The sequence below is a fragment of the Legionella nigrisilvae genome (genome assembly GCF_977063395.2).
Window position 1 is genome coordinate 56,666 of sequence record NZ_CDRUGZ020000021.1, and the last position, 26,996, is coordinate 83,661.

A 26,996-nucleotide genomic window follows, 5' to 3' on the forward strand; every position below is an offset into this window, starting at 1 on the left:
GTGTATACCAGCATACCTAAAGACACCAAATTATTAACTGTACCATTGATTTAATCAAAAAATAGGAATATAACTTCTGCAAAATATTTGCAAGAGGAGCAAAAGCAATGATTTCTGTGGACAATATATCAAATACTAACCAAATGATAGCCGATGATGATTTCCTCGATTACGCCCTCTCTCATGGTTTTGGTGACTTACATTTTAAAGTAGATCCCATAACTGGAATGAAAGCAATAATCGCCATTCATAATACAAAATTGGGACCTGCTTTAGGAGGTTGCCGTTTTATCGAGTATCCGAATACTTACGCTGCGATTCAAGATGCAATGCGCCTTGCTCGAGGAATGAGTTTTAAAGCAGCGTCCGTGAACTTGCCATTAGGTGGTGGTAAATCAGTGATTATAAAACCTAAAGGTCCATTTGATCGAGCTCAGTACATGCATCAATTTGGTCGATTTGTTCACGAATTAAATGGCCGTTACATTACTGCTCTGGATAGTGGAACTGAATTGCCGGATATGGATATTATTGCAGAACATACTCCTTATGTAGCGAGCTTATCTAAGTATGATGGCGACCCATCTCCTTCTACGGCTCAAGGTATTCTACGGGGTATCCAAGCAGCAGTTGCCTTCAAACTAGGGAAGGAAAGTCTAAACGGAATTCATGTAGCCATCCAAGGCTTGGGACATGTCGGATTTATATTGGCCCGACATTTATATGAATTAGGAGCTACCCTAACTGTGGCTGATGTCTCTGCAGCCGCAGTCGATCGCGCGGTTACTGAGTTGGGTGCTAAAGCTGTAAGTACGGATCAAATTCACAAAGTTCCTTGTGATGTTTTTGCTCCTTGTGCATTAGGTGCGATTATCAACGACATCACTATTTCTCAATTGCAAACTACAATTATTGCAGGTGCAGCAAATAACCAGCTCGCTCATACCTATCATGGTAAAAAATTACATGATAAAGGTATTTTATTTGCAGTAGACTATGTCATTAATGCGGGAGGGTTAATTTTTGCTGCATCTAAATATCTTCATACTCCCGAAGAACAAATTAACCAACAGATTGATGCGATTTATACCCATCTAACTGAAATCTTCACTCTGTCGGTTAAAGAAAATCTACCCACCAGCGAAATTGCAGATAATTTGGCAAAAGAAAAATTATCTTAAAAAGAACGAATGATATGAAACACTTAAGCCTAACTCCTGAACTTTATGAATACATGCTGGATAAATCTTTGCGTGAGCACCCTTCCTTAACGGGTCTACGCAAAGTGACATCCACCATGGAACTTGCAAACATGCAAGTTGCGCCGGAACAAGCACAGTTTATGCAATTTCTTTTGCGTTTAGTCCGCGCCAAAAATGTTTTGGAGTTAGGAACCTTTACTGGTTATAGTGCTTTGGCCATGTCTTTAATGCTTCCTGAGGATGGTAAACTGATTACCTGTGACATCAGTGCAGAATGGACGAGCAAGGCACATCCTTTTTGGAAAGAAGCGAAACAGGATCATAAAATTGAATTACGACTGGGTCGAGCATTAGATACATTACATGCTTTAATTGCCGAAGGTTGGGAGCAAAAATTCGATTTTATTTTTATAGACGCCGACAAAACCAATTACGTGAATTATTATGAACTGGCATTAAAACTCATTCAGCCTCAGGGAATAATTGCTATTGATAATATATTCTGGGATGGTAAGGTAATCGATGAAAATGAAACGGGTGGACAAACCAGAGAAATCAGAAAACTTAATGAATTACTTAAAAATGATCAACGTGTTTTTATTAGTTTGTTACCTATAGCTGATGGATTATTTTTAGTACAGCCATCTTAAGACATAACGTTAGCCCTTATGATGTACACCGCAACCAGGTTTTCAAAAATTCCTGGGTTCGCAGTGTCACCTAGGCAAACGATTCTTGTTTTTCCCGTCTCATAGGAAAGGATTTTTTAAGTACCGAATACTTTTAAAGGAGTAATAACAATGCAATCAAACAACAACCCTTGTGGATTAGATGGTTTTGCCTTCCTAGAATTTTCAGGTCCAGATAAAAAACGCCTGCATCAACAATTCACTGATATGGGTTTCCAAGCTACTGCCCACCATATAAACCAAGACATCACATTATTTCAACAAGGTGAGATTCAATTTATAGTGAATGCTGCCACGAATTGCCAAGCTGAAACACACAGCAACACTCATGGAGCCGGTGCATGCGCCATGGGATTTAAAGTAAAAAATGCTAAAGCAGCTTTTGAATATGCTCTACAACATGGAGCGATAGTTTTTGAAGATTGCGCACATGCACATCATGGCTTACTTGGTATTCAAGCCATCGGGGGGAGTGTGATTTATTTTGTTGATGATCAACATCAACCCTTCTCTGGCCACTGGGAACATCAAGCGAATAAACAATTAGAGGGTAATGGCTTGGTGATGATTGATCATCTAACCCATAATGTATTCCGAGGCAATATGGATAAATGGGCTCAATTTTATGAATCCATTTTTAACTTCCAGGAAATTCGTTATTTTAATATTAAAGGAAAAATGACTGGCTTATTAAGTCGAGCTTTAGGTAGTCCTTGTGGAAAAATCAAAATTCCTTTAAATGAATCTAAAGATGATTTTTCACAAATTGAAGAATTTCTTCACGAATACAAAGGCGAAGGCATTCAACATATCGCATTAACCACTGAGAATATTTACGAGACGGTACATTCATTACGAGAACAAGGTGTTAAATTCCTTGATGTTCCCGACACCTATTATGAAATGTTGCATGATCGTCTCCCTTGGCATCACGAACCCGTCAAACAACTTCAAGAAGAAAAAATTCTGATCGATGGTGAACACGATCCGAAACATGGATTATTACTGCAAATCTTCACCGAAAATATCTTTGGTCCAGTATTTTTTGAAATTATTCATCGCAAAGGAAATCAGGGATTTGGTGAAGGTAATTTCCAGGCACTATTCGAGGCCATTGAACGTGATCAAATCCGACGTGGTACTTTAAAAGAATCTGTGTAAAGAATACATCTGGTTAACCAAGCGCCACTATCATTCGTGACCTTGTCATCCCCGCGTAGGCGGGGATCCAATTCTAATTGGACGCCAAAGGCATTCAGCGATGGATTCCCGCCTACGCGGGATGACAAAATTCATAACTTAATGAAGTGATGCTAAACGGAAACCCAGGGTTTTCAAAATTCGTTTACACTCTGCTTCATCCAGTATATAAATGAGGAGCTTATGAAACTTGCCAGTTTAAAATCAAAATCATCACGAGACGGTGAGCTATGTGTCGTCAATCAAGCAATGACTCTTGCACGACCTGTGCCCCAAATAGCACCCAACTTACAAAATGCTCTCGATCATTGGGATGCAGTAAAAGAACAGTTAGAGTATGTTTACCAACAACTTAATGAAGGCTATTTGGAAAACACCTTCGATTTTGATCCACAACAATGTACCTCTCCCTTACCACGTGCTTATCAATGGGCTGATGGCAGTGCCTATGTGAACCATGTCGAACTTGTACGCAAGGCTCGGGGTGCAGTATTACCAGAGAATTTCTGGACTGATCCATTGATGTATCAGGGAGGTTCTGATTCATTTCTGGGACCTAGAGATCCCATATCAGTTGCGGATGAGGCATTTGGTATCGACTTTGAAGCAGAAGTTGCAGTTATTACAGATGATGTTCCCATGGGTATAAGCCATAAAAATGCAGGACAGCACATTAAACTATTAATGCTCGTCAACGATGTTTCATTACGTAATTTGATACCGGATGAATTGGCAAAAGGTTTTGGTTTTTTCCATTCCAAACCTTCGAGCAGTTTTTCTCCCGTAGCGATTACTCCCGATGAACTAGGTACGGATTGGGATGGACAACGTGTGCATTTACCTTTATTGAGTCATCTGAACGGCCAATTGTTTGGTCAACCCAATGCTGGAATTGATATGACATTTTCTTTTCCAGAACTGATTCAACATGCAGCAAAAACCAGAGTACTCAGTGCCGGGACTATTATTGGTTCAGGGACTGTTTCTAATCTCGACCGCAGTAAAGGTTCTTCTTGTATTGCCGAAAGACGGATGTTGGAAATTATAGAAAAGGGCCAAGCAAAAACTTCTTTTATGCGTTTTGGAGATAGAATTCGTATTGAAATGTTCGATAAACACGGTAAAAGCTTGTTTGGAGCCATTGATCAAGTTGTTAAACAGGTAATAAGCCATGAAACTTTATGATTATTTTCGCTCCACAGCATGTTATCGGGTGCGTATTGCTCTGAACCTAAAGAATATCACTTATGAAAAAATTAACATTCATTTAGTGAATCATGGTGGTGAGCAGCATAGTGCTGAATATAGAGAGGTAAATCCGCAAGAATTAGTACCTAGTTTAGAAATTAACGGCCAGGTTATAAGCCAATCACTTGCGATCATAGACTATCTGGAGGAGATGTATCCTAACCCCGCATTATTACCTCAAAATTCTTTCGATAGAGCGACCCTAAGATCTCTTGCCTTAATCGTAGCCTGTGATATGCACCCACTAAATAATTTAAGAGTATTAAATCGATTAAAAGAGCAGTTTCAAGCAAATGAACCACAAGTTACAGAATGGTACCACCACTGGCTTAAAGCAGGATTTGATGCCTTTGAAGCGAAGTTATTGAATATCAAACGGAGCCAGCCCTTTTGTTTTGGCGATGGAGTAACTTTGGCCGATCTTTGTCTTATCCCTCAAGTCTATAATGCCAACCGCTTTCATTTTGCAATGGATAACTATCCTCTTATTAATGAAATCAATGCTCATTGTCTAACTCTAGAGCCATTTAGGAAAGCAGTTCCGGAATAAGTGCTGTTACCCGGATTTAAATCTGCAACCGTTGTTGGCAACGTCATATGGCGTTGCCTTAGTACAGTTTTAAGTAGGGAATAACATTCCAACACGTTATTTCAATGAGGGCTCACCTGGATGCTCCTCTTCAGCCATATCCTGTGTTGTCAATTTATTGGTGTCCGATTTAAAGAATCGCAGTTTGGAACACCTTTTTTCAATTTCTATTTGTTTGCCAAATTCCTGGCCCAATATTTGAGTAAAGTATTCTTCTTCTTGCAGACTAGTAGCTAATTGTTCATCTAATTTATTGACTGTTTCGGGATTATACTCTTGAGCAAGTGCTATGGACTCAAGTTGATCGGCTATATCCCTCTGTGTTGGATTAACAATAGAAGCTAATACCGCTGATAAAGTAGCATTATATTCGCCTAGTTTAGCCAAAATGCGAATTTGCAAATTTGCATCATCATAATAATGTATTACATCGTTTAGTTTTTTTATATTTTCTTTTAATAATTGAACTTTTCTATGAGGCAGATAAACCTCAGAACTTTGTAATTGATTCAGTTCGTTTTCATTTTTAAGGAAACGGGAATCCTCAAATATTGTTTCTTGTTTTTGTTGCATATTTGATCCTTTACAAAAAATATTAGCTTTAAAAAAGGGGAATTTTCAGGTTTTTTAATGACATTATCAACTAAAATTTTTATAAAATGAAAAATAAATAGGCTTACAGGCAGATATTTATCTTCTATTAGAACCAAACTTTACTTAATTCTACAGTTACAACACCCTGAGGTGTTTTTTCAAGCATACTCCATACCGTTTTACATCGTTGTAAATAACCAACCAAGTAATTTTTATTACTGCATTTATAACGCACGGGCATTTGGTCGTAAATCATATCCGACTTAATCGCGCGACACTGCTCTCCATTGGTTAACTCGATTCCCCAAGGATAAGTGCGAGACATATCTAATGTTTTGTGTTGCTCATTATTCAAAGGCACTTTAACTTTAATCTGCACACTGTCTCCATTCCAGGGAGAGCGAGGGCATAAAGCTTCAGTCCTATTCGGACCTGCTTTAACGAAGCACGGATCATATGTTTTACCCCCTGCAATACAACGCCAGGCATCTTCACGAATGATTAATTGAGATTGAGAGTAACATTCACCTAAAAGCTCTTTTTTCACCTGAGGAACTACCTGCTCTGATACCTCACCATAAGGTCTATATAATTTTAATACGGTATCTTTTGCTGAAACAACAAAGGAACACAAAAACAACGAGATGCATAATACTTTTCGCAACATAATGGTGCCTCAACGATAATTGAAACAGGTTAATTTTTGCCTTAGGAATAACGTACTGGAATGAGAAAATCAATAGGTTTTAGCACTAAGATAGTAGAAATGCGAATAACCCCAGTGTATCATCTCATTTTTAGTTAAAGGTATCTATACTCATGGGTTCCCAATTACGATTTTGGCATATCCAGACTCGTTAACCCAACTAATTCTTCAATAGGTTAAGCTTGATGTAATGCTACATCTGCGCTTTATCCCAATCAGCGTATGCAGACGGATAGAATTTAAAAAGTACTTTAAACATACCTTATTACCATGCACGAATATATAGAGTGAGGAGTTAAAAATGACCGAAGTTTTTACCATAAAACAATGTTTGGATGGTGAAATCAAAATTGATGAACACGTTACCGTTAGAGGTTGGGTAAAGACCCGGCGTGATTCAAAAACAGGATTGTCTTTTATTAGCCTGCATGATGGTTCCTGTTTTGCTCCCATTCAAATCGTAGCTACCGATGGTTTAGCAAATTATCATGAAGAAGTCACGAAACTCAACGCTGGCTGTTCTTTGATTGCATCAGGAAAGCTGGTTGCCTCCCAAGGGAAAGGCCAATCATTTGAAATTCAAGCTGACTTTATAAAAGTCGTGGGTTGGGTTGAAAATCCAGATACTTATCCTATTCAGGCAAAACGTCATACGCTGGAATTTCTACGAGAGGTAGCTCATCTTCGTCCTCGTACAAATACAATTAGCGCTGTTACTCGAATCCGTCATTGTTTATCGCAAGCCATTCATCGTTTTTTCCACGAACAAGGTTTCTTCTGGATCCACACCCCTATAATTACTTCTAGTGATTGTGAGGGCGCGGGTGAAATGTTTCGTGTATCCACCTTAGATCTTTTGAATGTACCTAAAAATGAATTCGGCCAAATTGACTTTAACAAAGATTTCTTTGGTAAAGAGACTTTTCTTACCGTTTCTGGGCAACTCAACTTAGAGGCATATTGTATGGCTATGTCAAAAGTATACACTTTTGGCCCAACATTTCGTGCTGAAAACTCAAATACCAGTCGCCATCTCGCTGAATTCTGGATGATTGAACCTGAAATCGCTTTTGCTACCTTGAAAGATATTTGTGATTTAAGCCAACGAATGTTGCGCTATTTATGCAAAGCGGTCTTGGAAGAACGTATGGATGATATGGAATTTTTCAACCAATTTGTTGCTCCAGGATGTATCGAACGTTTAGAGCATATTGCAGATTCAGATTTTGAAGTCATGACCTATACTAATGCGATTAAAATTTTGGAACAATGCGGCCAAAAATTTGAATTCCCTGTAAGTTGGGGCTTGGATTTACAATCAGAGCATGAGCGTTATTTAGCAGAAGTTCATTGTAAAAAACCAGTAATTCTGACTAATTATCCCCAAGAAATTAAAGGTTTTTATATGCGCCTCAATGATGATGGAAAAACCGTCGCTGCTATGGACGTTTTAGCACCTGGAATCGGTGAAATTATCGGGGGAAGTCAACGCGAAGAACGTCTCGATGTTCTAGATAGACGAATCGAAGAATGCAATCTAAGTAAAGAGAATTATCAATGGTATCGAGATCTTCGCCGATACGGTACTGTGCCGCATGCAGGATTTGGTTTAGGTTTTGAGCGTTTGGTAAGCTATGTCACCGGTTTAGCCAACGTACGAGATGTAATTCCTTTCCCTCGTACACCAGGACACGCGGATTATTAAGAGAAAACTTACGTTATCATGGGTGAAACGCCTGCCCCAGGAATCCTTAAAAACCCAGGGTTACGACCTACCGTAACCCTGGGTTTCCTAATCGAGCTAAAATCTTACTCACATAGGGGTTTAACAATTATCCGATAGTTGTTTATGGTGAAGTGGGCTTTGGCTCGAATGGTTCTTCATCCATAATTTGTAGTCCCTGAACAATAAACGGCGGGATCTGAGGTTTCAATCTTTTATATTTGTTTTGGGGTGATAAAAATGGATAAGAGGGTGTTGTGACGCCGGTATCAATCAGATCATATTTCTTGGCGTCCTTTTTAGCACCTTCAAGAAAATTCTTAAAATTAACTGAGGTAGCTTCCTTAGTAGTACTCTCGGCAGTTTCACTGACATTGACTGCTTTTTTCTTAAACATCCTTGTTAACTCCTCTGTTTGTTGATAATCCTTATCTGAAACAGTACTAAGACTAGGTCAGTACTTTCTTTAACCTTCTAATAACATCCCCTCTCCTAGCACTAGAACTCTATCCATTTGTCTTGCTAATTGCTGATCATGAGTCACAATCACCAAAGCAGTGTTTCTTTTTCGATTCAACTCCAGCATTAACTCAAATACTTTCGTTGCAGTAGTTTGATCCAGGTTTCCTGTAGGCTCATCAGCCAGGACACAATAAGGTTGGTGCACCAAGGCTCGAGCTATTGCAACCCTTTGCCGTTCTCCTCCAGAAAGCTGTGCAGGCTTATGTGTTTTTCTTTCTTTAAGGCCAACGTCATCGAGCATTTTACTCGCTTCTGCCTCTGCATCCTTTACTGAAACATTTCCTAACAATAGCGGCATGGAAACATTTTCAAGTGCGGTAAACTCCGGTAACAAATGATGAAATTGATATATAAATCCCAAACCTTGATTACGTAATTTACAACGCTGTTTTTCATTTATCTTTTGCCAATTGGTACCCTTTATCCATACATCGCCACTTGTGGGTTTATCCAGCCCACCCAATAAATGCAATAAAGTGCTTTTACCGGAGCCTGAAGGACCAATAATTGCCAAACGTTCGCCCTTACCTATAGATAAGTCTATCCCGCGTAATACATTCACTTTCGAAGCGCCGTCGTTATAGGACTTACATAATTTATTAGCATTTAAAATAATATCACTCATAATGCAAAGCCTCCGCAATCACTGTTTTTGAGGCGCGCCATGCAGGATAAATTGTTGCAAAAAAGCTCATTAATAATGCCATAACGCAAACTTTCCATAGATCGCTCAATAGAATTTTAGAAGGCAAATAATCAACAAAATAAATACTGGATGATAAGGCTTTAAAATGAAACCAGGATTGCAGATGATTCACTATTGTAGTTGCATTCTTTGCCAATATTAATCCACCGACCAAACCAAAAATTGTGCCTACAATTCCCACCATCATTCCTTGAACAATAAATGTCCATAGTATTGTGGAAGGAGTTGCACCAATGGTTCTTAAAATCGCGATCTCTGCTTGTTTGTCATTAACAACCATTACCAAAGAAGAGACCAAATTAAACGCAGCTACTGCGATAATCAGCAATAAAATCATAAACATCATCGTTTTTTCCATTTTAACTGCCTGGAAAAATGCTCCATATTGCTGTGTCCAATTACCTACTTGATATTCTTCACCTAACAAATGGGATAATCGAGAAGTTAATTCAGGTGCTTGATAGACATTCGCTATTTTCATTTTGATTCCAGTTACTTCATCGCCCATTTGCAATAACTTTTGGGCATCTCCCATATTGATGAATGCCAGTTTTGTATCAAAATTAAATCCACTTCCTGCAGAAAAAACCCCTACTACAGTGAATCGTTTAAAACGAGGAATCATTCCAGCGGGAGTTACAGTTGCTTGGGGAATCATGACTGTTACCTTATCTCCAATCATCGTTCCCATATTATCTGCAAGCCCTTTACCCAGAATAATACCAAAATCCTTTAAATTACTTAGATTTCCGGCCAATAGTTTTTTTTGTAAATGGCTCATCGTTTCTTCTTTTTCAGGCAACACACCTGTTAGAACAATAGGATAAACCTGTCCCTCATGAACCATTAATCCTTGCCCACCTACATAGGGTGCAAGTGCCTTGATTTCCGGAACCGTTTGAATTTTTTTAGCTACTTCGGGCCAATCACTAAGACGTTCATTGGGTCCAGAAACCGTAATCTCAGGAGCCATTCCAAAAAATCGATTATGTATTTGTTGGTCAAACCCATTCATTACCGATAAGACGGTAATGAGAACCATAACGCCTATGCCAATACCTAGCATTGAACTCAGCGAAATAAAGGAGACAAAATGATTCTTCTTTCTTGACCGCGTATAGCGTAACCCCATAAAAAGGGCTAATGGTTTATACATGTTTGCTTTTATTTTGGTTAAAGTCTTATTGTAGAGAAAAAATCATCCAAGCGATATACCTTATGCAGAGTTCTGTTATTTATTATTTCTTCATCAGTTAACTCACATAGTTATCCACAGAATTTGTGGATATTTAGTCAGAGGCGCCGAATAGAATTGATTTCAATAATAAGTCACTGATTAAGGGATTAATAATAGTATTGTTTCAGTTCCGCAGTATTAGTGGTTTTACACAATGATCATGTAATCAATCATTTAGAATTCTTAAGTTTTAGCCCTCAACCAGGAAGATAAACAAATTGACTGAAATGATGAAGATGTGCACAATGGCAAAATATTGTTCTCTTGTAGAAGTAACAATTGTTTCTCCATAGCAGGTATAACTTGAGTCTTTTCAGAGCCTTATCTTATATATAAGTAACTCGTGATAAAAAATTTAATATTTTAATGAGGGAACATTATGGCCTCATCAGAAAGGAACGTAAAAAAAATCCTTTTTAGCGATAAGATTACTGCTTTAGTTAATAAACCCGACGTGCATTTTGATGAAATTGATGCTTTGTTAAGTGAAGAACTTAGCTTAACTGCATCCGGAGGAGCTCTTGATCAGCTCACTGATTTCCTTCATCTTGTGTCCTTCATTAAAACCAAACGTTTTTCTAATCCGATCTGGGCTCTACGGGTGTTTACGGATAAAAATACGAATCTGGAAACGCGAATAGCTCTGGTCAAAGCGATAAGGCTCGCCCCGGAGCAAGAGGATAAAATTTATGATCTCCTTTGTTTTCTAGCACAAGAAAACAAGCTTGTTCGTTATACCGCACTTAGCCACGTTACTCCGGTCCGTTTTGCTATGGATAAAGGGGATTCTGATTCCCTATATATAGAAGAATACAGTGAATGGTATTTGATTTTTGATGTATTTGGGCTTTGTAAAAGTCTTCCTCATCACTTAATCCCATTACTCGCAGAATTATTAATAGAGACAAATCTTTCAGTGGAGGCTATTTTATCCCTCAGCACTTTTTTTAAATTCATCAACAAACTGGGTCTCGTACAAAGAGAAATAATACAATCCATGTTGCCCCAACTAAGATATAAAAGCAGCATAGAAACTCTTCAATCCCTTCTGAGCTATTTACGGGATCATGATTTGTTAAATCCTCATATTTTAGAACCCACCTTGTCTTTATTACATCATTCAAACGCGCTTAAAAATTTTTTTGCTATCTATCTTAAAGAATTACAATGCTTAGATTCATATCAAGAAACATTAAAAAATCTAAATCTATATTGCCAGTTGTCTGTTCATGATAAAGACAGTTATGATGATGAAGTACCTACAAATACCCCCTTACATCAAGCCATTATTGAACGTAATCCATCGAAGCTGCAACAGGCATTGCATTTAGCCAATTCAAAATTTCTTTTAGCGACTTCTTATGACAATACAGCTCTGTTATTAGCATGTAAACTGGCAGATAAAGAAGCAGCAAGACATATATTGAGTAAAATGCATGAATTAGGTTGCACCGTAAACCACGCGGATGCGCAAGGAATGACCGCACTTCATTGGGCAAGATTTTATCATTTTGATGATTTAAGTAGGGAGCTTATTGCAGCTGGTGCAAAACAAGACCTAAAAACAGCCAATGGAAAAAAAAGTGACTATTTTGCAAAACATCAATTTACTCTCAACGATTTCAAAATAGAAGGTCGTGAAATCATTGAAGATTTTTTCAAATTAACGAATCATGATTTGACTGATATCGCCTTTCACGCAGATAAAATTGCTTTAAATTTAAAACTAACAACCCCAAAAAAATTGATGTCTTTATATCAACAGGATGAAGGAGCCAAGATTCGCTCATCCAATCGTTTTTATTTATTTTTTAGAACCTTTCGTCCTCGATTAATTGAATGGTTAGACCAGCAAAGAGAACTGGAATTTCAGTCCGAACAAGCAGCAATTGCCCAGGCATCGACTCCAAATAGCAACCTAGGTAGATGAGTCCGATTTCTTTAAGTTAAGAGAGTGTTCAAAGGATCCAATAAAAACCCACATTGAGAAACGAAATCTTTCGCAAAGATGGCAATTATCTTTACATATTAAATTTCAGTCAGGCAATAAGGTTAAATGTTTAACTTAGCCTCGAGAAAGAATATTCGGTTGTATTATCTTAATAAAGTACCTTATCCTATATAACTAATCTGTAAACCTGTTATCAGGTAAGGTAATTTGTATGAATCCTAGCTCTTGGTATTTTCCTTCGCTCATTGCTTTATTTCTTTATGGTGCCTGGGGATATTGGGGTACCAGAGCATCAAATTTTATTAATCCTTTATCGATCACTTTTTATTCAAGCATTGGCGTTTTAATTTCAGGCATCATCGCATTGATATTACTTGATTTTAAATTGGATCTTTGTCCCAAAGGAAGCACCTATGGCTTATTGAATGGTTTAGCGAGTGGTATTGCCTGCATTTTTTTCATTTTGGCACTACGTAATGGACCTACGATGCCAGTCGTACTCGTCACCTCTATGTATCCTATGATCACGCTACTACTTAGCGTTGTATTTCTTAAACAAGGATTAACATTAAAACATGGATTGGGTATGGTCTTTGCGATTCTGGCTTTAGTCTTGTTCGCTTCAGAATGATTGGTGATTGGTGCCCAGGGCCGGAATCGAACCGGCATGGAGTTTCCTCCGAGGGATTTTAAGTCCCTTGCGTCTACCTGTTTCGCCACCTGGGCAAATTGATTTTGGAGGCTGAGGCCGGAATCGAACCGGCGTCCACGGCTTTGCAGGCCGCTGCATGACCACTCTGCCACACAGCCTCATTGATACTTCTAATACTTCTTCAAGCTCTAAAAAAAAAGCGACTTTTGTGTCGCTTTAATTTGGAGCGGGAAACGAGACTCGAACTCGCGACCCCAACCTTGGCAAGGTTGTGCTCTACCAACTGAGCTATTCCCGCGTCTCTACGGGGTGTGATTCTACCGAAATTTAACACCCTGTCAATAATAAAGTTAATTTTTTTTCGTTAATTCGGGCCATGCAATTGCCAAGTAAATAATCATCGACCAAATCGTTAAAATTGCTGCCACATACAGCAGGACAAAACCAAAAATTCCGCCCCAAGTATCTAAAGAATTGAATGCCAATAATAAAATCAAAGCGACCATTTGCAGAAAAGTTTTTATCTTTCCCACATATCCAACCGTAACACTTGCACGTCGGCCGATTTCCGCCATCCACTCGCGTAACGCAGAAATAACAATTTCACGCCCAACAATTACAATCGCCGGGATAGTAATATAATTAATCTCTTTAGCTCCGACTAACAACAATAAACTTGTAGAAACGAGTAACTTGTCAGCGACAGGATCAAGAAAAGCACCAAAAGGAGACATCATTTTGAGCTTACGTGCCAAATATCCATCCAACCAATCAGTAAAGCTTGCTGCACCAAAAATGCATGCTGCCAGCATATGTGCGAAAGAAAACGGTAAATAAAATACAATAACAAATACTGGAATCAAAACAATGCGCAGTAAAGTTAATAAATTTGGCAAACTGGTTAATGTACTCAACGCTTGATACTCCCTTTACATAAGACGAAATAAAGCAACCCCCATCCTTTGAGTAGTCTACAAATAAAATGGAGCCTGAGCGAATTGGATTTTATGAATTCGGACTCGTTTTTATTTTCTCACCATGCCTACAGATAATATGTATGGGTTTAACTACTCTTCGATAAATTTAAAAAACCTGCTATTTGTTCATAATCATCGAATACAACAACTGCACCGGCAGCTTTAAGTGCAGACTCTTCTTGTTGATGATAAATGTCTATTCCTACGGCAGTAACTTGGAGACCCTTTGCCATTTCCATATCTGTAAGCGAATCGCCTATCATTAATGTGGTAGCTGCAGTTCCACCGTGTTCTTCAATAATCTCTTCCAACATTTGCGGACAAGGTTTCGCTGGAACCTGTCCCGCAGAGCGGGTTATTTTAAATATTTTATCAAGACCCGTAGTCTGCAAGGCACGTAATAAAGATTGCTGTCCTTTATTCGTTGCAATCGCAAGGGTTATGTTAGCCTCATGCAACTGATAGATCAGTTCACGTACTCCAGGCATCAAACAGACATCCGTTGATCGAGAATGCATGGCTAATTGTACGGCTTGTAATAATTGTTGATGTTGTGTAGTAGTCAAATGGGGATATGTTTTCCGCAAAGCTTGCACTAAACCCAACTCAACATATTTTCTGGCCTGGTACGGATCAAAATTACCAAATCCTAATAAATTCGCTTCTGTAGCAACTATATGTAAAACGATTCCTAAAGTATCCGCAATAGTACCTTCCCAGTCAAATACTACTAAATCATATGGATTGCTCATTGCTCACTACGCTCCTCGCACGTAACTGTTTTAGTGCGGTAGAAAAATGGTTATCTGCATCAGCTTGAAACAAATGCTTTGTACCATTCAATTCAAATTGAATGGATCGCGCATGTAAAAAAAGACGATGATCCAGATTATCTATCCCTTCTATTTCTCCTGCAAGTGATCCATATTTTTTATCGCCAACTATAACATGTCCTAAGTGGGCACTATGCACACGAATTTGGTGTGTGCGCCCGGTTTTTGGAGTGGCCTCAACCCAACAAGCATGTTGATAGTTTTCAAGAAGTTTAAAACCTGTTTCCGAGGCTTTCCCTTCTTGTTTAACCGAAACAATACGTTCACCTGATTTTAAAATATTTTTTTCAAGTGCGGCACGAACAGTCACCTGTTTTTTACCTTCCCAGCGATGGGTCAGTAATGCCCAATAAGTCTTTTGTACTTCACGCGCTTCAAGCAATGCATGCATTGCCCTTAAAGTACTTCTTTTTTTGGCTAATAAAAGACAACCTGACGTCTCCTTATCGAGACGATGAATTAATTCTAAATAAGCTAAATCTTGTCTTGTTTTTCTCAACGCCTCGATCACACCGAGACTTAAACCACTTCCTCCATGAACTGCGATACCTGCCGGCTTATTGATTACTAAGAAACAAGAATCTTCAAAAATAATGCATTCGGTAAGTCGTTTTGCCAAGGCGTCACCTACAAACACCTCTTTCGATTCTGACAAACGAATGGGAGGAATACGTACACTATCACCAGCATATAATCGTGTATTAGCTTGGGCTCTTTTTTTATTAACTCGTACCTCACCACCACGAATAATTCTATAGATATGGCTTTTAGGAACACCTTTCAAAATACGAATCAGGTAATTATCGAGACGTTGTCCTTCTTCTTCATTACTGATTTCTTTATAACTAACTTCACTCATTGTCAATAAACCTGTTTGCTGGGCGTGATTTTTTTGGTATGATCGCCTGTAGCGTGGGAAAATTTCCATGCAACCGAATTATAACGCATTTAAATAAAAAAAGCGTGACTATTTACTTTAAGTATATGCTGAACATTAAGGAAATTGGGTCTTGACCCGCCCTAAATGAGTGATTTACTTGTTAAATTATAGTTACATAAGAAATAGCGCTTCCATTTAAGCAGATATAAGGAAGCAACCCAATGCCAGAGATAAATTGAGCATATTTTTGACAGAAACCTACGCATGCCAGACATGCTTTATACCGATTACGAATTATTTCCGGGCTTTCGCACGCCTTTGGCTTCATATTTCAACCCGTTTGATTTGTAACCAGTATATTTCAGAGCATGCACCTATCTTTAGACCCCTTTCGAAACTCGCTGCAAGGAAATACATGCTCGGGAAAACGAAGCACCGAACCGGAGCGTACTCCTCAGTACATGAAGATTCGAGCCGCGTACCGATGACGCAGTTATCCAGTGCAGTAAAGAGGTCTATTGAACAGGTAACCTGCGTAAAGTCTGTTTATACGGCCATGGGTTCGCTTAAAGATCACATCGCTTATTGTTCAATTCCAGGTGCTACTGACCTATTACCTTCTTGTGGTGAAACTCCCGGGTTTTCAAATATTGCAACAAAGCATACAGATGTGTGCATCGATGCACAGAAAATTCAGGCCTCAACCCAAAGCGTATCAATGTCAGTATATCCAATTGAACCTCTAAGGAATTTTGAGCCTTATACTATCTCGACTTAAATGACGGCGCCCTAATATTGGGGTAATAGATGGAAAAAATGTTAATCAATGCAATTCAAACTGAGGAAGTTCGTGTTGCACTTATCAAAGATCGTTATTTATTTGACCTGGATATTGAATGTCCTGGTGAAGTGAAGAAAAAGGGGAATATTTATAAAGCAACCGTCACCCGACGGGAGCCCAGTCTCGATGCCGTTTTTGTAGAATACGGTTCTAAGCGTCAAGGTTTTTTGCCACTTAAAGAAATTGCACCTGAATATTTAAGCAAAAATCCTGAAGAGTTTGGCGATGAAAAGCCTCCCATTACTTCATTAATTCGTGAAGGTCAGGAATTATTGGTTCAAGTAGACAAAGAAGAGCGTGGTAGCAAAGGTGCAGCACTCACTACCTATATCACTTTGGCAGGCTGCTATTTAGTTCTGATGCCTAACAATCCTCGCTCTGGTGGTATCTCCAGACGTATCGAGGGAGAAGAACGTGATGAATTACGTGAAACACTTAACGCATTGACTCTTCCTGATGATATGGGGCTTATAATCCGTACAGCAGGCGTTGGCAAAAGCCAAGAAGAGTTGCAAGATGACCTGGATATGTTGTGTAATCAATGGCAATCAATCAAACAGGCTTACAACACAGAACTTGCTCCTAGCTTGATCCATCAAGAAGGTGATGTCATCATTCGGTCCATTCGCGACAACTTACGCAAGTCAATCAGCGAAATCATCATTGATGATCAGATTTCTTATATTAAAGCCAAGCAATATATTGAGCGAGTAAAGCCTGAATTCCTGCCCAATTTGAAGCTTTACAACAGCAGTATCCCCTTGTTTAATTTTTATCAAATTGAAAGCCAAATAGAAACGGCATATCAACGCCAAGTTATGTTGCCTTCTGGAGGTGCTTTGGTGATTGACCGAACCGAAGCTCTGGTTTCAATTGATGTAAACTCAGCCAAAGCAACGGGTGGATCAGATATCGAAGCCACCGCCTTCAATACCAATATTGAAGCAGCTGACGAAATTGCCCGTCAATTACGTCTACGTGATTTGGGTGGTCTGGTCGTTATCGATTTTATCGATATGAGTTCCAGTAAAAATCAACGTGATGTTGAGAATCGCTTAAAAGAAGCTTTGCAAGCTGATAGAGCACGGATTCAGGTTGGACGTATTTCTCGTTTTGGACTATTAGAAATGTCTCGTCAACGCCTAAGATTATCCTTAGGCGAAAGCGCTCAAGAAGTTTGCCCACGGTGTGAAGGACGAGGGACTGTTCGTAACATTCAGTCTCACGGGCTCTCGATTACGCGTCTTATCGAAGAAGAAGCATTAAAGGAAAAGACCGCTGAGATACAAGTACAACTTCCTGCAGAAATGGCAACGTTCATCATAAATGAGAAGCGTAATTTCATTAAAGATATTGAAAAGAGACATGGCGTTTCGGTAGTAATTATCGCCAATCCTTATATGCACTTACCCCAGTATACGATTACTCGGCTTAAAGAGGATAATGTGGGTAAATCTAAAAAACCCAGTTATTCTTTAATTCAACAGCCTGAATTACACGTTACCAGCAGTGAGGCAGAAGCTTCTTTACGGGATGAACCCGCTGTCAAACCATTTACAGAACATCAACCCGTAAAAAGTGGCCAAACTAGTTTCATCAAACGTTTATGGTCCAGCTTATTCGGTGGACATACAGACTCTGCGGCTGCAGTGCCACAAAATCAAGCTAAAAAAATCCCAGGCCGTAATCAGCCGCAAGCCAAATCTTCTAGAAGTTCTGGTGATAGAAGATCGCAAAATCGACGACGTCGGCCTAGCGGTAATCAACAACAACAGCAACGTACCAATACAGGTAATACTTCTCCTTCCAACCAAAATCGAAGAAAAACAGGTCAACAAGGTCAACAAGGTCAACAACAAGGAAATATCAAATCCACTGTTGCCAAGGGAGAAAGCAATAAAAAAAGAGAACCAGCAATAAAGGAATAATGTTGAAAATGTACCCTGGGTGAGGCGAATGCCGAAACCTGGGGAACTCTTTTATCAGAAAATCCGATTTCGCTTTGTTTCATCCAGAACTGGATTCAAGAATCCGCAGGTGATTACTCCTCGCATTAAAAAACTTTCATCTCCCCGAAAATAATTCTGAGCAAACGTTCTTGTCTTTTAACCCAACAAGAAGATTTAACCATCTGATAATTAATAAAATATAATGGAAGTGGTGCAAATTTATGTTAGAGTTTCGCACCTTTTTATCATTTATTATAAAATTATGTCTTTCTATAAACTTATTGTAGATCACTTAAATCAATCCGGTTTTTACTACGAAGAACAGCAACTACAACGTACTGATATTATCGAATATATGGTGCTCGAGTCAGCCGGGGCATTGCACCCCCTGCAAGGTAAATCTCTGAAGTGTATCTTCCGTCAAGGCCATACAAGTAATATTTTTTTTCAAGATAATAAACGACGTTCCGCTTTGGAGTTCGGTCTTAATCCCAGTTTAAAAGAATCTTCACTTAGTGAAGATGAAAAAACTCAATTTATTCAAATTGTAAATCGAATTGAACATAAGTTTCCAGAGAGTACTTTTAATAGCGGACATTGTTTTTATAATATTTTTCATACCATCTATTCGGTGATTCTCCCCGACGATAATATTGAATTTTCCATCAAATCCTCCTCTTTATTTGTGGCAGCAGGTAATTTATTAGAGCTTGATTTAGAAGCACTTCTACTCCTTAGAAAAAAACTTGCTCTTTATAAGATTGCTGATAATAATCTCTCAGTTCTAGTCGATCGCTTGGTCGAAAAAGTCAATAATCATTTATCAGAACATTTTGAACAACGTTCAATTCAACAGACATTGCCAAAAGTGGAAGAAAAATTTGCAGCTATGTTGGCTATTGAAAGAGAAGAACATAAATTTAATCAGTTGCTGCAAATGCTCAAGTTTAAATTACATGAGTTGGCAGATAAAGGAACTAAAACTTATGAGCCTCATACTTCCGAGGAACCACCTCTGTTAAATGATAACTTCGACCCCAATTACTCAACCGTAGCTCCTATTGCGCAATTATTAGGCTCAAGCCTGCTCGATGCTGGGACTAGTTTTTTCAATAATCCTCTTTCACAAAAAAGTTTTACAAAGTTCAAACAAACTTGTCACGATTCAATTCAAAGTGCCAAAGAAGAGTTTGGCAAATATCGCGGTTGGGCAAAGTGGTATAATGAACTCAACCCTATATTAAAATCACTTATTATATGTGTCAAAGCAATAGGCGGAATTATTGCAGGCTTAACTATTGCCCCGGGCATTTTGACTGCATTATATTGTGAACAAGGTTATCTAGGCACCTTTTTTAATACTAAAACAGACTCGCTGAGAAAATTAGAATCCTTTGAAAAAGCTCTTGTTTCTAAAGGCGGGATTTTTGATGAATTAAATAAAGAAATCCCCCATGTAGGAATGGCACTAAGTTAAGCTTGCTTTAGGTATCACAATTTAATTTTATCTCTACAATACGCATTACAACGGAATAAGTTATACACTTTTTAAAGGATGATAAAAATATGACTACCCATTAACAAGGAGAGTTTAAATGATACCTGTAAAAGGTTATGCAGCTCAAAAGGCCAAAGCACCACTGACCCCCTATTCATTTAATCGTCGTGAAGTTGGAAAAAATGATGTACTGATTGAAATCCACTATTGTGGTATTTGTCATTCAGATATTCATCAAGTTAAAGATGAATGGGGAGGATCCCTATTTCCAATGGTTCCTGGGCATGAAATTATTGGTATCGTGAGTCAAGTCGGTTCCTCTGTCAGTAAATTTAAAGTTGGCGATCATGTGGGGGTTGGCTGCTTAGTTGATTCTTGCCGACGATGTGAAAGTTGTCATGAAGGGTTAGAACAGTATTGCGAGGGGGGAATAACTTTCACCTATAACAATTATGAGCCGAATAGTAACAACTTAGCTCAAGGAGGCTACTCGACCAAAATTGTTGTGGATGAAAATTACGTTCTAAGAATTCCAGAAAACTTACCTATGGATGCAGCAGCCCCCCTTCTTTGTGCTGGAATAACACTCTATTCCCCTCTGAAACACTGGCATATCGGTCCTGGAAAACGTGTTGCTATTTTAGGATTGGGAGGACTGGGACATATGGGCGTGAAACTGGCTCATGCAATGGGCGCCGAAGTAAGCGTCTTGAGTCACTCTCAGAATAAAGAAGCCGACAGTAAACGTCTGGGTGCTGATCATTTTTTTGCTTCTTCAGACTCGAATACTTTTCCAAAATTAAAAAATTATTTTGATCTCATTATCTGTACGGTTTCTGCAAAAATTAATTGGGAAGATTACATCAAACTACTCAAACGTGATGGCACTATGGTGGTGGTCGGAATTCCTGAAGAGGCTGTACCGCTCAATCCATTTCCCCTGATTGCTCAACGTAGAAGCCTGGCTGGCTCCGTCATTGGAGGCATTGAGGAAACTCAAGAAATGCTGAATTTTTGTGGCCAACACAACATTGTATCGGATATCGAATTAATCCCTATTCAACAAGTTAATGACGCTTATGAACGAGTGGTGAAAAGCGATGTCCGCTATCGCTTTGTGATTGATATTGCCTCGCTATCTTAACTATTCTTGTAATTAAGTTCACCTTCTCCCCTGAGGGAGAGGGTATCGCCCAGATAAAAAAATTTACGGTGCTGAAATGAGGGATGCGGTCCCAAATATGAATAAAATTAAAATAGTCAGAAAAATAATTATACATAAAAAGAAAAGCACTTTAGCGACCTTGGCAGATCTAGAGGCAACACCACGAAAACCAAATAATCCCGCAACCATGGAGATTAGCAAAAATATGAGCGCCCACTTCAACATAGAGATCTCCTTATCAGGATATTATTGTTCTTACCTTTAGATTATAGCCGAAAAAATAAGCACAATAAGACGATAGGACCCTGCACTATAATTACGTTTCAAAGAATCATAAGCCTGTAGCAATAGGGTTGACCCCAATATTGGGATTAATGCCGCAATCATCGAGGATTTTGAGTAAATTATTGCCTTTTTTAGTCAGTCGCTTGATGCAGTACTCTTCAAGATAACTTTTCAAAATATATTCATAATCGGGCAGGGTTAGAATTTTAAGTATTTTTTCCGCCATCTCTAAATGCCGTTCGTTCTCATAATTTAATGCTTGGAATAAAACACCCCCTAACATTGCCGCAATACTGGCTTTACGCACAGGATTGGCCAAATAAAAACGCTGGATGCATTCATCTATAGCCCGATCCTTATCCCATGCGACCCATTCATTGTAAAAGGCCATAGCAGGATCTGAGTTTAAAAACCCGTTTTTCTCCAATTCTTGAATGGCATAAGCAACTGCTACAATGGCTTGTATATTGGCCCAAGAACAATTGCCGCTAATTTGCGAACTAATGGGAATCTTTGCTACCGGTACCAAGCCTAGTTGATGGTTGATCTTCTGATGGAAAAAATTTCTGGCTTGTTTTTTATAAAGAAAATTTTCTAAAAAATGAGCATTTAGTGCTTCTGGGCGAGTAATTTTATAGATATTAACACTTCCTTCCTGGAGACTGTTTTCACCGCGATCAATTTTAGCCCACCATTGACCAAAACGAATAAAGCCCATTGCATGACCTCGACTTGCAGCGGGCAGAATTAACATAGGGACTTTTAATAAATCGTCGAGTCTTTGAATATGTTGTGCACTAAGGAACGGTAAGTGTTGATATTGTAACAGTTCTTCTGCAAGCGTAAACGCGTCCATGATTACATAAGCTAAGGGAAAATACTCACGTAAATGGCGGGTTGAATAACTATTGATAAAGCGTCTTAAAGCATCTCTTATCACGGCAACGGTAAATTCAAGAATGAATCCTTCATAATCAAGTTCAATAAACTCACCTTTAGCATTAACTATATCTACATCACCTTGTAATTCAAAACGATGCCCAACCAATTTGCCATTAATAAAATCAAGGGCAAAATCAAGCTTTGCCCCATATTGATAAAGTAAATGTTTGAGCGTGTCTTGATTACGTAATACCGGATAAACCAATATAGAAAGCCCATTGCGGGTATACGCATTGGGATCTGCGCCATGATCTAAGAGCAAACGTGCCAATGCAACATCATTATTATCTACAGCCCAATGTAAAGGAGTTCGTCCGGTTACATCTCCTTTATTGACATCCACCTTTCGAGCAATTAATTGTTCGGCAATTTCTATTTGACGTGTGATAGCACACTCAATTAAGGGTGTAAAACCATATTCATCAATATCGTCCAGCGATTCACCTGCTCGAAGATAAGCTTCAAAATCAGGCATTCGACGACTGATTATGTCACTTGCAATAGTCATTAATAAGGACCTCTAGGTTTAGGTGTATTGTTAAATTTGGGCATATTACCTAAACGCAGTTGTTTTTCTTGTTCCTGATTGCGTAGCTCATTATCAAACTCACGTCGGGCATCAGTATTCAAAGGTGGCTCAGGGTTTAAAGGAGAGTCCACGCCATCATAACGCTGACTGTCTAACGCGGGATGTTGTAAAATATTATTTTGCAACTCGCCTTCAGGACCTGGCGAAGGTTCATAATCGGAATGCTCGCGGGCTTTCACTAAGGCTATCCGTCGCTCGCCTTGTTGTTCAGCCAGACGCCTCTGTCGTTCCATAGCCTTGGTTTCGGCAACCAAAAAAGAAGTACTCTTCTCGATGCGTGTAGGTACGGGCAAATCCAAGGCTGATCTTAGCAAAACATATACAGCACCAATGCCACCATCTTTCGGAAGAGCGCTGTGAAAAGCAGTAACCTCTTTGATTTGTGGCAGCCAGTGATTAACTAAATTTTTTAATACTGGCGGAGTATTTCTAGAACTTACTGTACCGTGAGTGATAAGTATGCATTGTTTATGCATCTTTATCTGTTTTTGGATAAACTGCAACAAAGCGTTACGGGCTCCCTCTGGTGATAAATCAGAAAGATCCAGTTTTGCTTCCCAGGCTATTTGTCCTGTTTTTAATTCATTAAAACGTTTACCCGAAACACGAGGAGTAGCATAAGATAAAATACTGCTCGCTAGAACAGGTTCTTCAATATCATCAGTTAAATAATATTCATTTAGCATATTTTCAAAAATCCAATCGTATTAATCAAAGTATAACTTAGGTTATAAAAAGTAGGAGGATTTTTTTAACGATCTGTTTGATCGAAATACTATGTTGGCATGATGAAGATCCTTCCCCCCCACCAAGAGGAGAAGGCATCGAAAAACCATTGAAACTATAAATACTCTCGTTGCAAAATTTCAGCAATTTGCACAGCATTAGACGCAGCACCTTTACGAATGTTATCTGCAACAACCCATAAATTTAATCCATTTGGATGAGAAATATCTTCTCGAATTCGACCAACAAATACATCATCCTTGCCAATCGCATTTTTTATTGCAGTCGGATAGCTTGTTTTATTTACATTATCAATCACTTTAACACCGGGAGCTTTAGAAAGAATTTGCCGTGCTTTTTCAGCAGTTAAAGGTTTTTTTAGTTCTAAATGAATGGCCTCCGAATGCCCATAAATAACAGGAACTCTCACTGCGGTTGGATTAACCATCAGACTGTCATCTTCCATAATTTTGCGTGTTTCCCACACCATTTTCATTTCTTCGCGGGTATAACCATTTTCTTCAAACTGATCAATATGAGGAATGGCATTAAAGGCAATCTGCTGCGGATAAACGTTCACCTGCGCAGGTCTGCCATTCAGAAGGTCTCCTACTTGGGAAACCAATTCGCTAATCGCTTTCTTGCCGGTCCCAGAAACGGATTGATAGGTGGCAACATTAATGCGGGTAATTCCTACAGCATCATACAAAGGCTTCAGGGCCACAACCATTTGAATGGTAGAACAATTCGGATTGGCAATAATCCCTCTGTTTTTATATTCAGCAATACGATGTGCATTGACTTCGGGAACTACTAAAGGAATATCATCTTCGTAACGAAAACAAGAGCTATTATCAACAACCACACAGCCACTTGCAGCCGCCTTAGGCGCATATTCTTTAGAAACCGACCCACCTGCCGAAAATAAGGCGATATCCGCTTTGCTAAAATCAAACTCAGCGAGGTCCAAAACATCCAATTGTTTGTTTTTAAATGTTATTGTTTTACCAACGGAACGAGAACTAGCTAAAGGATAGAGCGTCTTTATTGGAAATTTTCGTTCTTCCAATACGGTTAGAAAAGTTTCGCCAACTGCACCTGTGGCCCCAACTATGGCTACATTTAATTCTCTGCTCATTTATGACCTCTTCTATATGCTTATGAGCCCTTACGGGCACTTTCTTTCCCAAGTAAAAAAAGGGGGGTATATCCCCTCTCCATTGAAGGGTGAGAATTCTGGGCATTTTCCAATTATGAATTAGAAATCAATGCCTTATGTCTCAAATAATGATCCATTAAAACTAAAGCCATCATTGCTTCAGCGATAGGCACCGCTCTAATTCCCACGCAAGGGTCATGCCGCCCTTTAGTCACTACGGTTACTTCATCGCCAAAAACATTGAGTGTCTTTCCCGGAGTTGTAATACTTGAAGTAGGCTTTAGCGCAATACTAACTTCTATATTTTGTCCCGTAGAAATCCCTCCTAGAATTCCTCCCGCATGATTGCTAAGAAAACCCTGGTGAGACATTTGATCGCGATGCACAGAACCTAACTGATTCACGGCTGCAAAACCTGCACCCACTTCAACACCTTTAACTGCATTAATAGACATCATAGCATAAGCTAGTGTGGCATCGAGTTTATCGAATACAGGATCTCCAAGTCCTACAGGTACATTTTTAGCAAGTACCTTGACGCGAGCGCCTACTGAATCCCCTTGGCGTCTTAATTGCTCGATCGCATGAGCAAGTTCCTGAATCTGCGTATTATTAGGGCAGAAAAAAGAATTATTATAAATCTCTGATTCATCTGCAAAGTGCAAAACCAGATCACCCATTTGTTGCAAATAACCCACAATTTCCAGGTTTAAATGATGCTGCAAATACAAGCGTGCAATAGCTCCGGCTGCCACACGTGCTGCAGTCTCTCGTGCTGAAGAGCGCCCACCACCACGATAATCCCGATGGCCGTATTTATGATGATAAGTAAAATCTGCATGCCCAGGACGAAATAAATTTTTAATTTCTTCATAATCCCGAGAACGTTGGTCTGTATTGTGAATCAATAAAGCTATAGGAGCGCCTGTAGTTTTACCCTCAAAAACACCAGAAAGGATCTGTACTTTATCCTCTTCTCGGCGTTGTGTTGTAAATTTGGATTGCCCCGGTTTGCGTTTGTCCAGAAAAGGCTGGATGTCTTCTTCTTTTAACAGTAATCCTGGCGGGCAACCATCAACCACACAGCCAATAGCCGGACCATGGCTTTCACCAAAAGTTGTTACTGTAAATAAAGTGCCAAAGGTATTACCGGACATTCAAGTACTCTTTTAGTTGCTGCTTCGTTAACAAAAATATCCCCTGTCCCCCATGACTCATTTCCAGCCAAGTGAAAGGAACCTGAGGATAGGCCTCACATAAAGCTGCTTCACTATTCCCAACCTCAACAATCAGAACACCTTCTTCATTTAAATAATCATAAGCGTTATTAAGAATTGTTTCGACAATGGCCAATCCATTATTACTCGTTTCCAAAGCCAACACAGGCTCATGACGGAATTCGTCAGGTAAGGTTTGCATCTCTTCCTTACCTACATATGGAGGATTACTCACTATTAAATCATAGCCTACCTTGGGCACTTTCGAGAAACAATCTGATTCAATTAAATTAAGTTGCTCTTCCACACCGAGTTGTTCACGATTGATTGCAGCAACAGCCAGTGCTTCACTAGAAATATCCACTGCATCGACCTGAGCTTCCGGAAAAGCATAGCAACAGGCGATCGCAATACATCCGCTGCCAGTACATAAATCTAAAATACGATGTACTTTCTCTGCATTGACCCAAGGAGAAAATTCATTTTTGATCAGTTCAGCTATGGGAGAGCGAGGAATGAGAACCCGTTCATCCACATAAAATGGAATATCACAAAAATAAGCTTCTTTGATTAAATACGGGACGGGTACTCGTTGATTAATCCGTTTTTCCAATTGCTGATGTAAATGTTTTTTCTCACTAGTAGTTAAGCGTGCATTAAGCCAATTTGATTCTAAATCGTAGGGCAAAAATAAACTTCTCAAAATCAAGGAATGCATATCATCCCAAGCATTATCCGTGCCGTGACCATAATACAAATTCGCATTCATTGCGCAGGACACACTAAAACGTAAAAAATCCAAAATGGTGTCTAATTCTTCCGTTTCTTTAAGTATATAATTGCTCATGGGATTACGATTCTCATCCAGAAAAAGTACAAATTGTACCCTATGTTAAACAACAAATGTAGCCTCAGG

At 39.1% G+C, this 26,996-nt stretch carries 25 protein-coding genes and 3 tRNA genes; 11 read left to right on the forward strand and 17 right to left on the reverse strand.

Annotation, left to right across the window (positions count from 1 at the left end; translation table 11 throughout):
- The first annotated feature begins 107 nt into the window (after positions 1-107).
- The 5 genes from ACWTE2_RS11460 to maiA all read left to right on the forward strand — a co-directional run bounded on the left by ACWTE2_RS11460 (position 108) and on the right by maiA (position 4,889).
- Positions 108-1,181 carry a Leu/Phe/Val dehydrogenase gene (locus tag ACWTE2_RS11460; RefSeq protein WP_454785429.1) on the forward strand — a complete coding sequence of 358 codons (1,074 nt, stop codon included), beginning with the start codon at positions 108-110 and terminating at the stop codon, positions 1,179-1,181.
- Between the two features lie 14 nt (positions 1,182-1,195).
- Positions 1,196-1,852, forward strand: coding sequence for a class I SAM-dependent methyltransferase (locus ACWTE2_RS11465; protein WP_182392689.1), 657 nt, complete (start codon positions 1,196-1,198; stop codon positions 1,850-1,852).
- 150 nt (positions 1,853-2,002) lie between these two features.
- Positions 2,003-3,052: a 4-hydroxyphenylpyruvate dioxygenase gene (gene hppD, locus ACWTE2_RS11470; RefSeq protein ID WP_454785430.1), complete on the forward strand. Its 1,050-nt coding sequence runs from the start codon at positions 2,003-2,005 to the stop codon at positions 3,050-3,052.
- 222 nt (positions 3,053-3,274) lie between these two features.
- Complete coding sequence (locus ACWTE2_RS11475) at positions 3,275-4,276, forward strand: fumarylacetoacetate hydrolase family protein (RefSeq protein ID WP_454785431.1); 1,002 nt, start codon at positions 3,275-3,277, stop codon at positions 4,274-4,276.
- Positions 4,263-4,889 carry a maleylacetoacetate isomerase gene (gene maiA, locus ACWTE2_RS11480; protein WP_454785432.1) on the forward strand — a complete coding sequence of 209 codons (627 nt, stop codon included), beginning with the start codon at positions 4,263-4,265 and terminating at the stop codon, positions 4,887-4,889. Before ACWTE2_RS11475 ends, maiA begins: the two co-directional genes overlap by 14 nt.
- Before the next feature lie 96 nt (positions 4,890-4,985).
- On the opposite strand, the gene ACWTE2_RS11485 is transcribed toward maiA, so the two are convergent.
- Entirely contained in the window at positions 4,986-5,501 is a 516-nt protein-coding gene (locus ACWTE2_RS11485) for a hypothetical protein (RefSeq protein WP_454785433.1), read from the reverse strand.
- A gap of 127 nt (positions 5,502-5,628) precedes the next feature.
- Complete coding sequence (locus tag ACWTE2_RS11490) at positions 5,629-6,189, reverse strand: hypothetical protein (RefSeq protein WP_454785434.1); 561 nt, start codon at positions 6,187-6,189, stop codon at positions 5,629-5,631.
- Positions 6,190-6,529: 340 nt separating this feature from the next.
- On the opposite strand from ACWTE2_RS11490, the gene asnS reads away from it, so the two are divergent.
- Positions 6,530-7,933: an asparagine--tRNA ligase gene (gene asnS / locus ACWTE2_RS11495; protein ID WP_454785435.1), complete on the forward strand. Its 1,404-nt coding sequence runs from the start codon at positions 6,530-6,532 to the stop codon at positions 7,931-7,933.
- 142 nt (positions 7,934-8,075) lie between these two features.
- Here asnS and ACWTE2_RS11500 read toward each other — a convergent pair whose 3' ends face one another.
- The 3 genes from ACWTE2_RS11500 to ACWTE2_RS11510 form a co-directional block, all read right to left on the reverse strand.
- Positions 8,076-8,348: a hypothetical protein gene (locus ACWTE2_RS11500; protein ID WP_454785436.1), complete on the reverse strand. Its 273-nt coding sequence runs from the start codon at positions 8,346-8,348 to the stop codon at positions 8,076-8,078.
- Positions 8,349-8,417: 69 nt separating this feature from the next.
- Positions 8,418-9,098, reverse strand: coding sequence for a lipoprotein-releasing ABC transporter ATP-binding protein LolD (gene lolD, locus ACWTE2_RS11505; protein WP_182392681.1), 681 nt, complete (start codon positions 9,096-9,098; stop codon positions 8,418-8,420).
- Positions 9,091-10,335: a lipoprotein-releasing ABC transporter permease subunit gene (locus tag ACWTE2_RS11510; RefSeq protein ID WP_182392680.1), complete on the reverse strand. Its 1,245-nt coding sequence runs from the start codon at positions 10,333-10,335 to the stop codon at positions 9,091-9,093. Before ACWTE2_RS11510 ends, lolD begins: the two co-directional genes overlap by 8 nt.
- Positions 10,336-10,795: 460 nt before the next feature.
- Between ACWTE2_RS11510 and ankQ the strand changes: the two genes are divergently transcribed.
- Both ankQ and ACWTE2_RS11520 read left to right on the forward strand, forming a co-directional pair.
- On the forward strand, positions 10,796-12,346 hold the full coding sequence (gene ankQ / locus ACWTE2_RS11515; RefSeq protein ID WP_454785437.1) for a Dot/Icm T4SS effector AnkQ/LegA10: 1,551 nt from the start codon (positions 10,796-10,798) through the stop codon (positions 12,344-12,346).
- 232 nt (positions 12,347-12,578) lie between these two features.
- Positions 12,579-12,998, forward strand: coding sequence for an EamA family transporter (locus ACWTE2_RS11520; protein WP_454785438.1), 420 nt, complete (start codon positions 12,579-12,581; stop codon positions 12,996-12,998).
- Positions 12,999-13,006: 8 nt separating this feature from the next.
- Here ACWTE2_RS11520 and ACWTE2_RS11525 read toward each other — a convergent pair.
- The 6 genes from ACWTE2_RS11525 to ACWTE2_RS11550 all read right to left on the reverse strand — a co-directional run bounded on the left by ACWTE2_RS11525 (position 13,007) and on the right by ACWTE2_RS11550 (position 15,688).
- A tRNA-Leu gene (locus ACWTE2_RS11525) sits at positions 13,007-13,093 on the reverse strand.
- A 10-nt stretch (positions 13,094-13,103) separates the two neighbouring features.
- Positions 13,104-13,177, reverse strand: a tRNA-Cys gene (locus ACWTE2_RS11530).
- A 64-nt stretch (positions 13,178-13,241) separates the two neighbouring features.
- A tRNA-Gly gene (locus ACWTE2_RS11535) sits at positions 13,242-13,317 on the reverse strand.
- Positions 13,318-13,369: 52 nt separating this feature from the next.
- Positions 13,370-13,933, reverse strand: a complete 564-nt coding sequence (gene pgsA, locus ACWTE2_RS11540) for a CDP-diacylglycerol--glycerol-3-phosphate 3-phosphatidyltransferase (protein WP_182392677.1) — start codon at positions 13,931-13,933, stop codon at positions 13,370-13,372.
- Positions 13,934-14,082: 149 nt separating this feature from the next.
- Positions 14,083-14,748 (reverse strand): HAD family hydrolase, encoded by a 666-nt coding sequence (locus tag ACWTE2_RS11545; protein WP_454785439.1) that lies wholly within the window; start codon positions 14,746-14,748, stop codon positions 14,083-14,085.
- Complete coding sequence (locus ACWTE2_RS11550; RefSeq protein WP_454785440.1) at positions 14,732-15,688, reverse strand: RluA family pseudouridine synthase; 957 nt, start codon at positions 15,686-15,688, stop codon at positions 14,732-14,734. The genes ACWTE2_RS11545 and ACWTE2_RS11550 overlap by 17 nt, the downstream gene beginning before the upstream one ends.
- Positions 15,689-16,516: 828 nt before the next feature.
- On the opposite strand from ACWTE2_RS11550, the gene ACWTE2_RS11555 reads away from it, so the two are divergent.
- The 3 genes from ACWTE2_RS11555 to ACWTE2_RS11565 all read left to right on the forward strand — a co-directional run bounded on the left by ACWTE2_RS11555 (position 16,517) and on the right by ACWTE2_RS11565 (position 21,141).
- A complete protein-coding gene (locus ACWTE2_RS11555) occupies positions 16,517-18,478 on the forward strand; it encodes an Rne/Rng family ribonuclease (protein WP_454785441.1) in 1,962 nt (653 codons plus the stop codon).
- Positions 18,479-18,761: 283 nt separating this feature from the next.
- On the forward strand, positions 18,762-19,976 hold the full coding sequence (locus ACWTE2_RS11560) for a hypothetical protein (protein ID WP_454785442.1): 1,215 nt from the start codon (positions 18,762-18,764) through the stop codon (positions 19,974-19,976).
- 118 nt (positions 19,977-20,094) lie between these two features.
- Positions 20,095-21,141, forward strand: coding sequence for an NAD(P)-dependent alcohol dehydrogenase (locus tag ACWTE2_RS11565; RefSeq protein ID WP_454785443.1), 1,047 nt, complete (start codon positions 20,095-20,097; stop codon positions 21,139-21,141).
- A gap of 63 nt (positions 21,142-21,204) precedes the next feature.
- On the opposite strand, the gene ACWTE2_RS11570 is transcribed toward ACWTE2_RS11565, so the two are convergent.
- From ACWTE2_RS11570 to prmB, 6 genes are all read right to left on the reverse strand, one after another.
- Positions 21,205-21,387 (reverse strand): DUF1328 domain-containing protein, encoded by a 183-nt coding sequence (locus tag ACWTE2_RS11570; protein ID WP_182392670.1) that lies wholly within the window; start codon positions 21,385-21,387, stop codon positions 21,205-21,207.
- 106 nt (positions 21,388-21,493) lie between these two features.
- Positions 21,494-22,897, reverse strand: coding sequence for a Dot/Icm T4SS effector AnkH/LegA3 (gene ankH, locus ACWTE2_RS11575; protein WP_454785444.1), 1,404 nt, complete (start codon positions 22,895-22,897; stop codon positions 21,494-21,496).
- The gene (locus tag ACWTE2_RS11580; RefSeq protein ID WP_454785445.1) at positions 22,897-23,664 is read right to left on the reverse strand and encodes a Smr/MutS family protein; all 768 of its coding nucleotides are present in this window, start codon (positions 23,662-23,664) and stop codon (positions 22,897-22,899) included. Before ACWTE2_RS11580 ends, ankH begins: the two co-directional genes overlap by 1 nt.
- A gap of 155 nt (positions 23,665-23,819) precedes the next feature.
- Entirely contained in the window at positions 23,820-24,842 is a 1,023-nt protein-coding gene (locus ACWTE2_RS11585; RefSeq protein WP_454785446.1) for an aspartate-semialdehyde dehydrogenase, read from the reverse strand.
- Between the two features lie 113 nt (positions 24,843-24,955).
- Positions 24,956-26,020: a chorismate synthase gene (gene aroC, locus ACWTE2_RS11590; protein WP_454785447.1), complete on the reverse strand. Its 1,065-nt coding sequence runs from the start codon at positions 26,018-26,020 to the stop codon at positions 24,956-24,958.
- Positions 26,010-26,927 (reverse strand): 50S ribosomal protein L3 N(5)-glutamine methyltransferase, encoded by a 918-nt coding sequence (gene prmB, locus ACWTE2_RS11595; protein WP_454785448.1) that lies wholly within the window; start codon positions 26,925-26,927, stop codon positions 26,010-26,012. Before prmB ends, aroC begins: the two co-directional genes overlap by 11 nt.
- Positions 26,928-26,996 lie beyond the last annotated feature (69 nt).

Excerpts from the sequence above, each read along its gene's own strand:
- ACWTE2_RS11460 (WP_454785429.1), top strand. The coding sequence starts at position 108 with ATGATTTCTGTGGACAATATATCAAATACTAACCAAATGATAGCCGAT.
- ACWTE2_RS11465 (WP_182392689.1), top strand. The coding sequence starts at position 1,196 with ATGAAACACTTAAGCCTAACTCCTGAACTTTATGAATACATGCTGGAT.
- hppD (WP_454785430.1), top strand. The coding sequence starts at position 2,003 with ATGCAATCAAACAACAACCCTTGTGGATTAGATGGTTTTGCCTTCCTA.
- ACWTE2_RS11475 (WP_454785431.1), top strand. The coding sequence starts at position 3,275 with ATGAAACTTGCCAGTTTAAAATCAAAATCATCACGAGACGGTGAGCTA.
- maiA (WP_454785432.1), top strand. The coding sequence starts at position 4,263 with ATGAAACTTTATGATTATTTTCGCTCCACAGCATGTTATCGGGTGCGT.
- ACWTE2_RS11485 (WP_454785433.1), bottom strand. The coding sequence starts at position 5,501 with ATGCAACAAAAACAAGAAACAATATTTGAGGATTCCCGTTTCCTTAAA.
- ACWTE2_RS11490 (WP_454785434.1), bottom strand. The coding sequence starts at position 6,189 with ATGTTGCGAAAAGTATTATGCATCTCGTTGTTTTTGTGTTCCTTTGTT.
- asnS (WP_454785435.1), top strand. The coding sequence starts at position 6,530 with ATGACCGAAGTTTTTACCATAAAACAATGTTTGGATGGTGAAATCAAA.
- ACWTE2_RS11500 (WP_454785436.1), bottom strand. The coding sequence starts at position 8,348 with ATGTTTAAGAAAAAAGCAGTCAATGTCAGTGAAACTGCCGAGAGTACT.
- lolD (WP_182392681.1), bottom strand. The coding sequence starts at position 9,098 with ATGAGTGATATTATTTTAAATGCTAATAAATTATGTAAGTCCTATAAC.
- ACWTE2_RS11510 (WP_182392680.1), bottom strand. The coding sequence starts at position 10,335 with ATGTATAAACCATTAGCCCTTTTTATGGGGTTACGCTATACGCGGTCA.
- ankQ (WP_454785437.1), top strand. The coding sequence starts at position 10,796 with ATGGCCTCATCAGAAAGGAACGTAAAAAAAATCCTTTTTAGCGATAAG.
- ACWTE2_RS11520 (WP_454785438.1), top strand. The coding sequence starts at position 12,579 with ATGAATCCTAGCTCTTGGTATTTTCCTTCGCTCATTGCTTTATTTCTT.
- ACWTE2_RS11545 (WP_454785439.1), bottom strand. The coding sequence starts at position 14,748 with ATGAGCAATCCATATGATTTAGTAGTATTTGACTGGGAAGGTACTATT.
- ACWTE2_RS11550 (WP_454785440.1), bottom strand. The coding sequence starts at position 15,688 with ATGAGTGAAGTTAGTTATAAAGAAATCAGTAATGAAGAAGAAGGACAA.
- ACWTE2_RS11555 (WP_454785441.1), top strand. The coding sequence starts at position 16,517 with ATGGAAAAAATGTTAATCAATGCAATTCAAACTGAGGAAGTTCGTGTT.
- ACWTE2_RS11560 (WP_454785442.1), top strand. The coding sequence starts at position 18,762 with ATGTCTTTCTATAAACTTATTGTAGATCACTTAAATCAATCCGGTTTT.
- ACWTE2_RS11565 (WP_454785443.1), top strand. The coding sequence starts at position 20,095 with ATGATACCTGTAAAAGGTTATGCAGCTCAAAAGGCCAAAGCACCACTG.
- ACWTE2_RS11570 (WP_182392670.1), bottom strand. The coding sequence starts at position 21,387 with ATGTTGAAGTGGGCGCTCATATTTTTGCTAATCTCCATGGTTGCGGGA.
- ankH (WP_454785444.1), bottom strand. The coding sequence starts at position 22,897 with ATGACTATTGCAAGTGACATAATCAGTCGTCGAATGCCTGATTTTGAA.
- ACWTE2_RS11580 (WP_454785445.1), bottom strand. The coding sequence starts at position 23,664 with ATGCTAAATGAATATTATTTAACTGATGATATTGAAGAACCTGTTCTA.
- ACWTE2_RS11585 (WP_454785446.1), bottom strand. The coding sequence starts at position 24,842 with ATGAGCAGAGAATTAAATGTAGCCATAGTTGGGGCCACAGGTGCAGTT.
- aroC (WP_454785447.1), bottom strand. The coding sequence starts at position 26,020 with ATGTCCGGTAATACCTTTGGCACTTTATTTACAGTAACAACTTTTGGT.
- prmB (WP_454785448.1), bottom strand. The coding sequence starts at position 26,927 with ATGAGCAATTATATACTTAAAGAAACGGAAGAATTAGACACCATTTTG.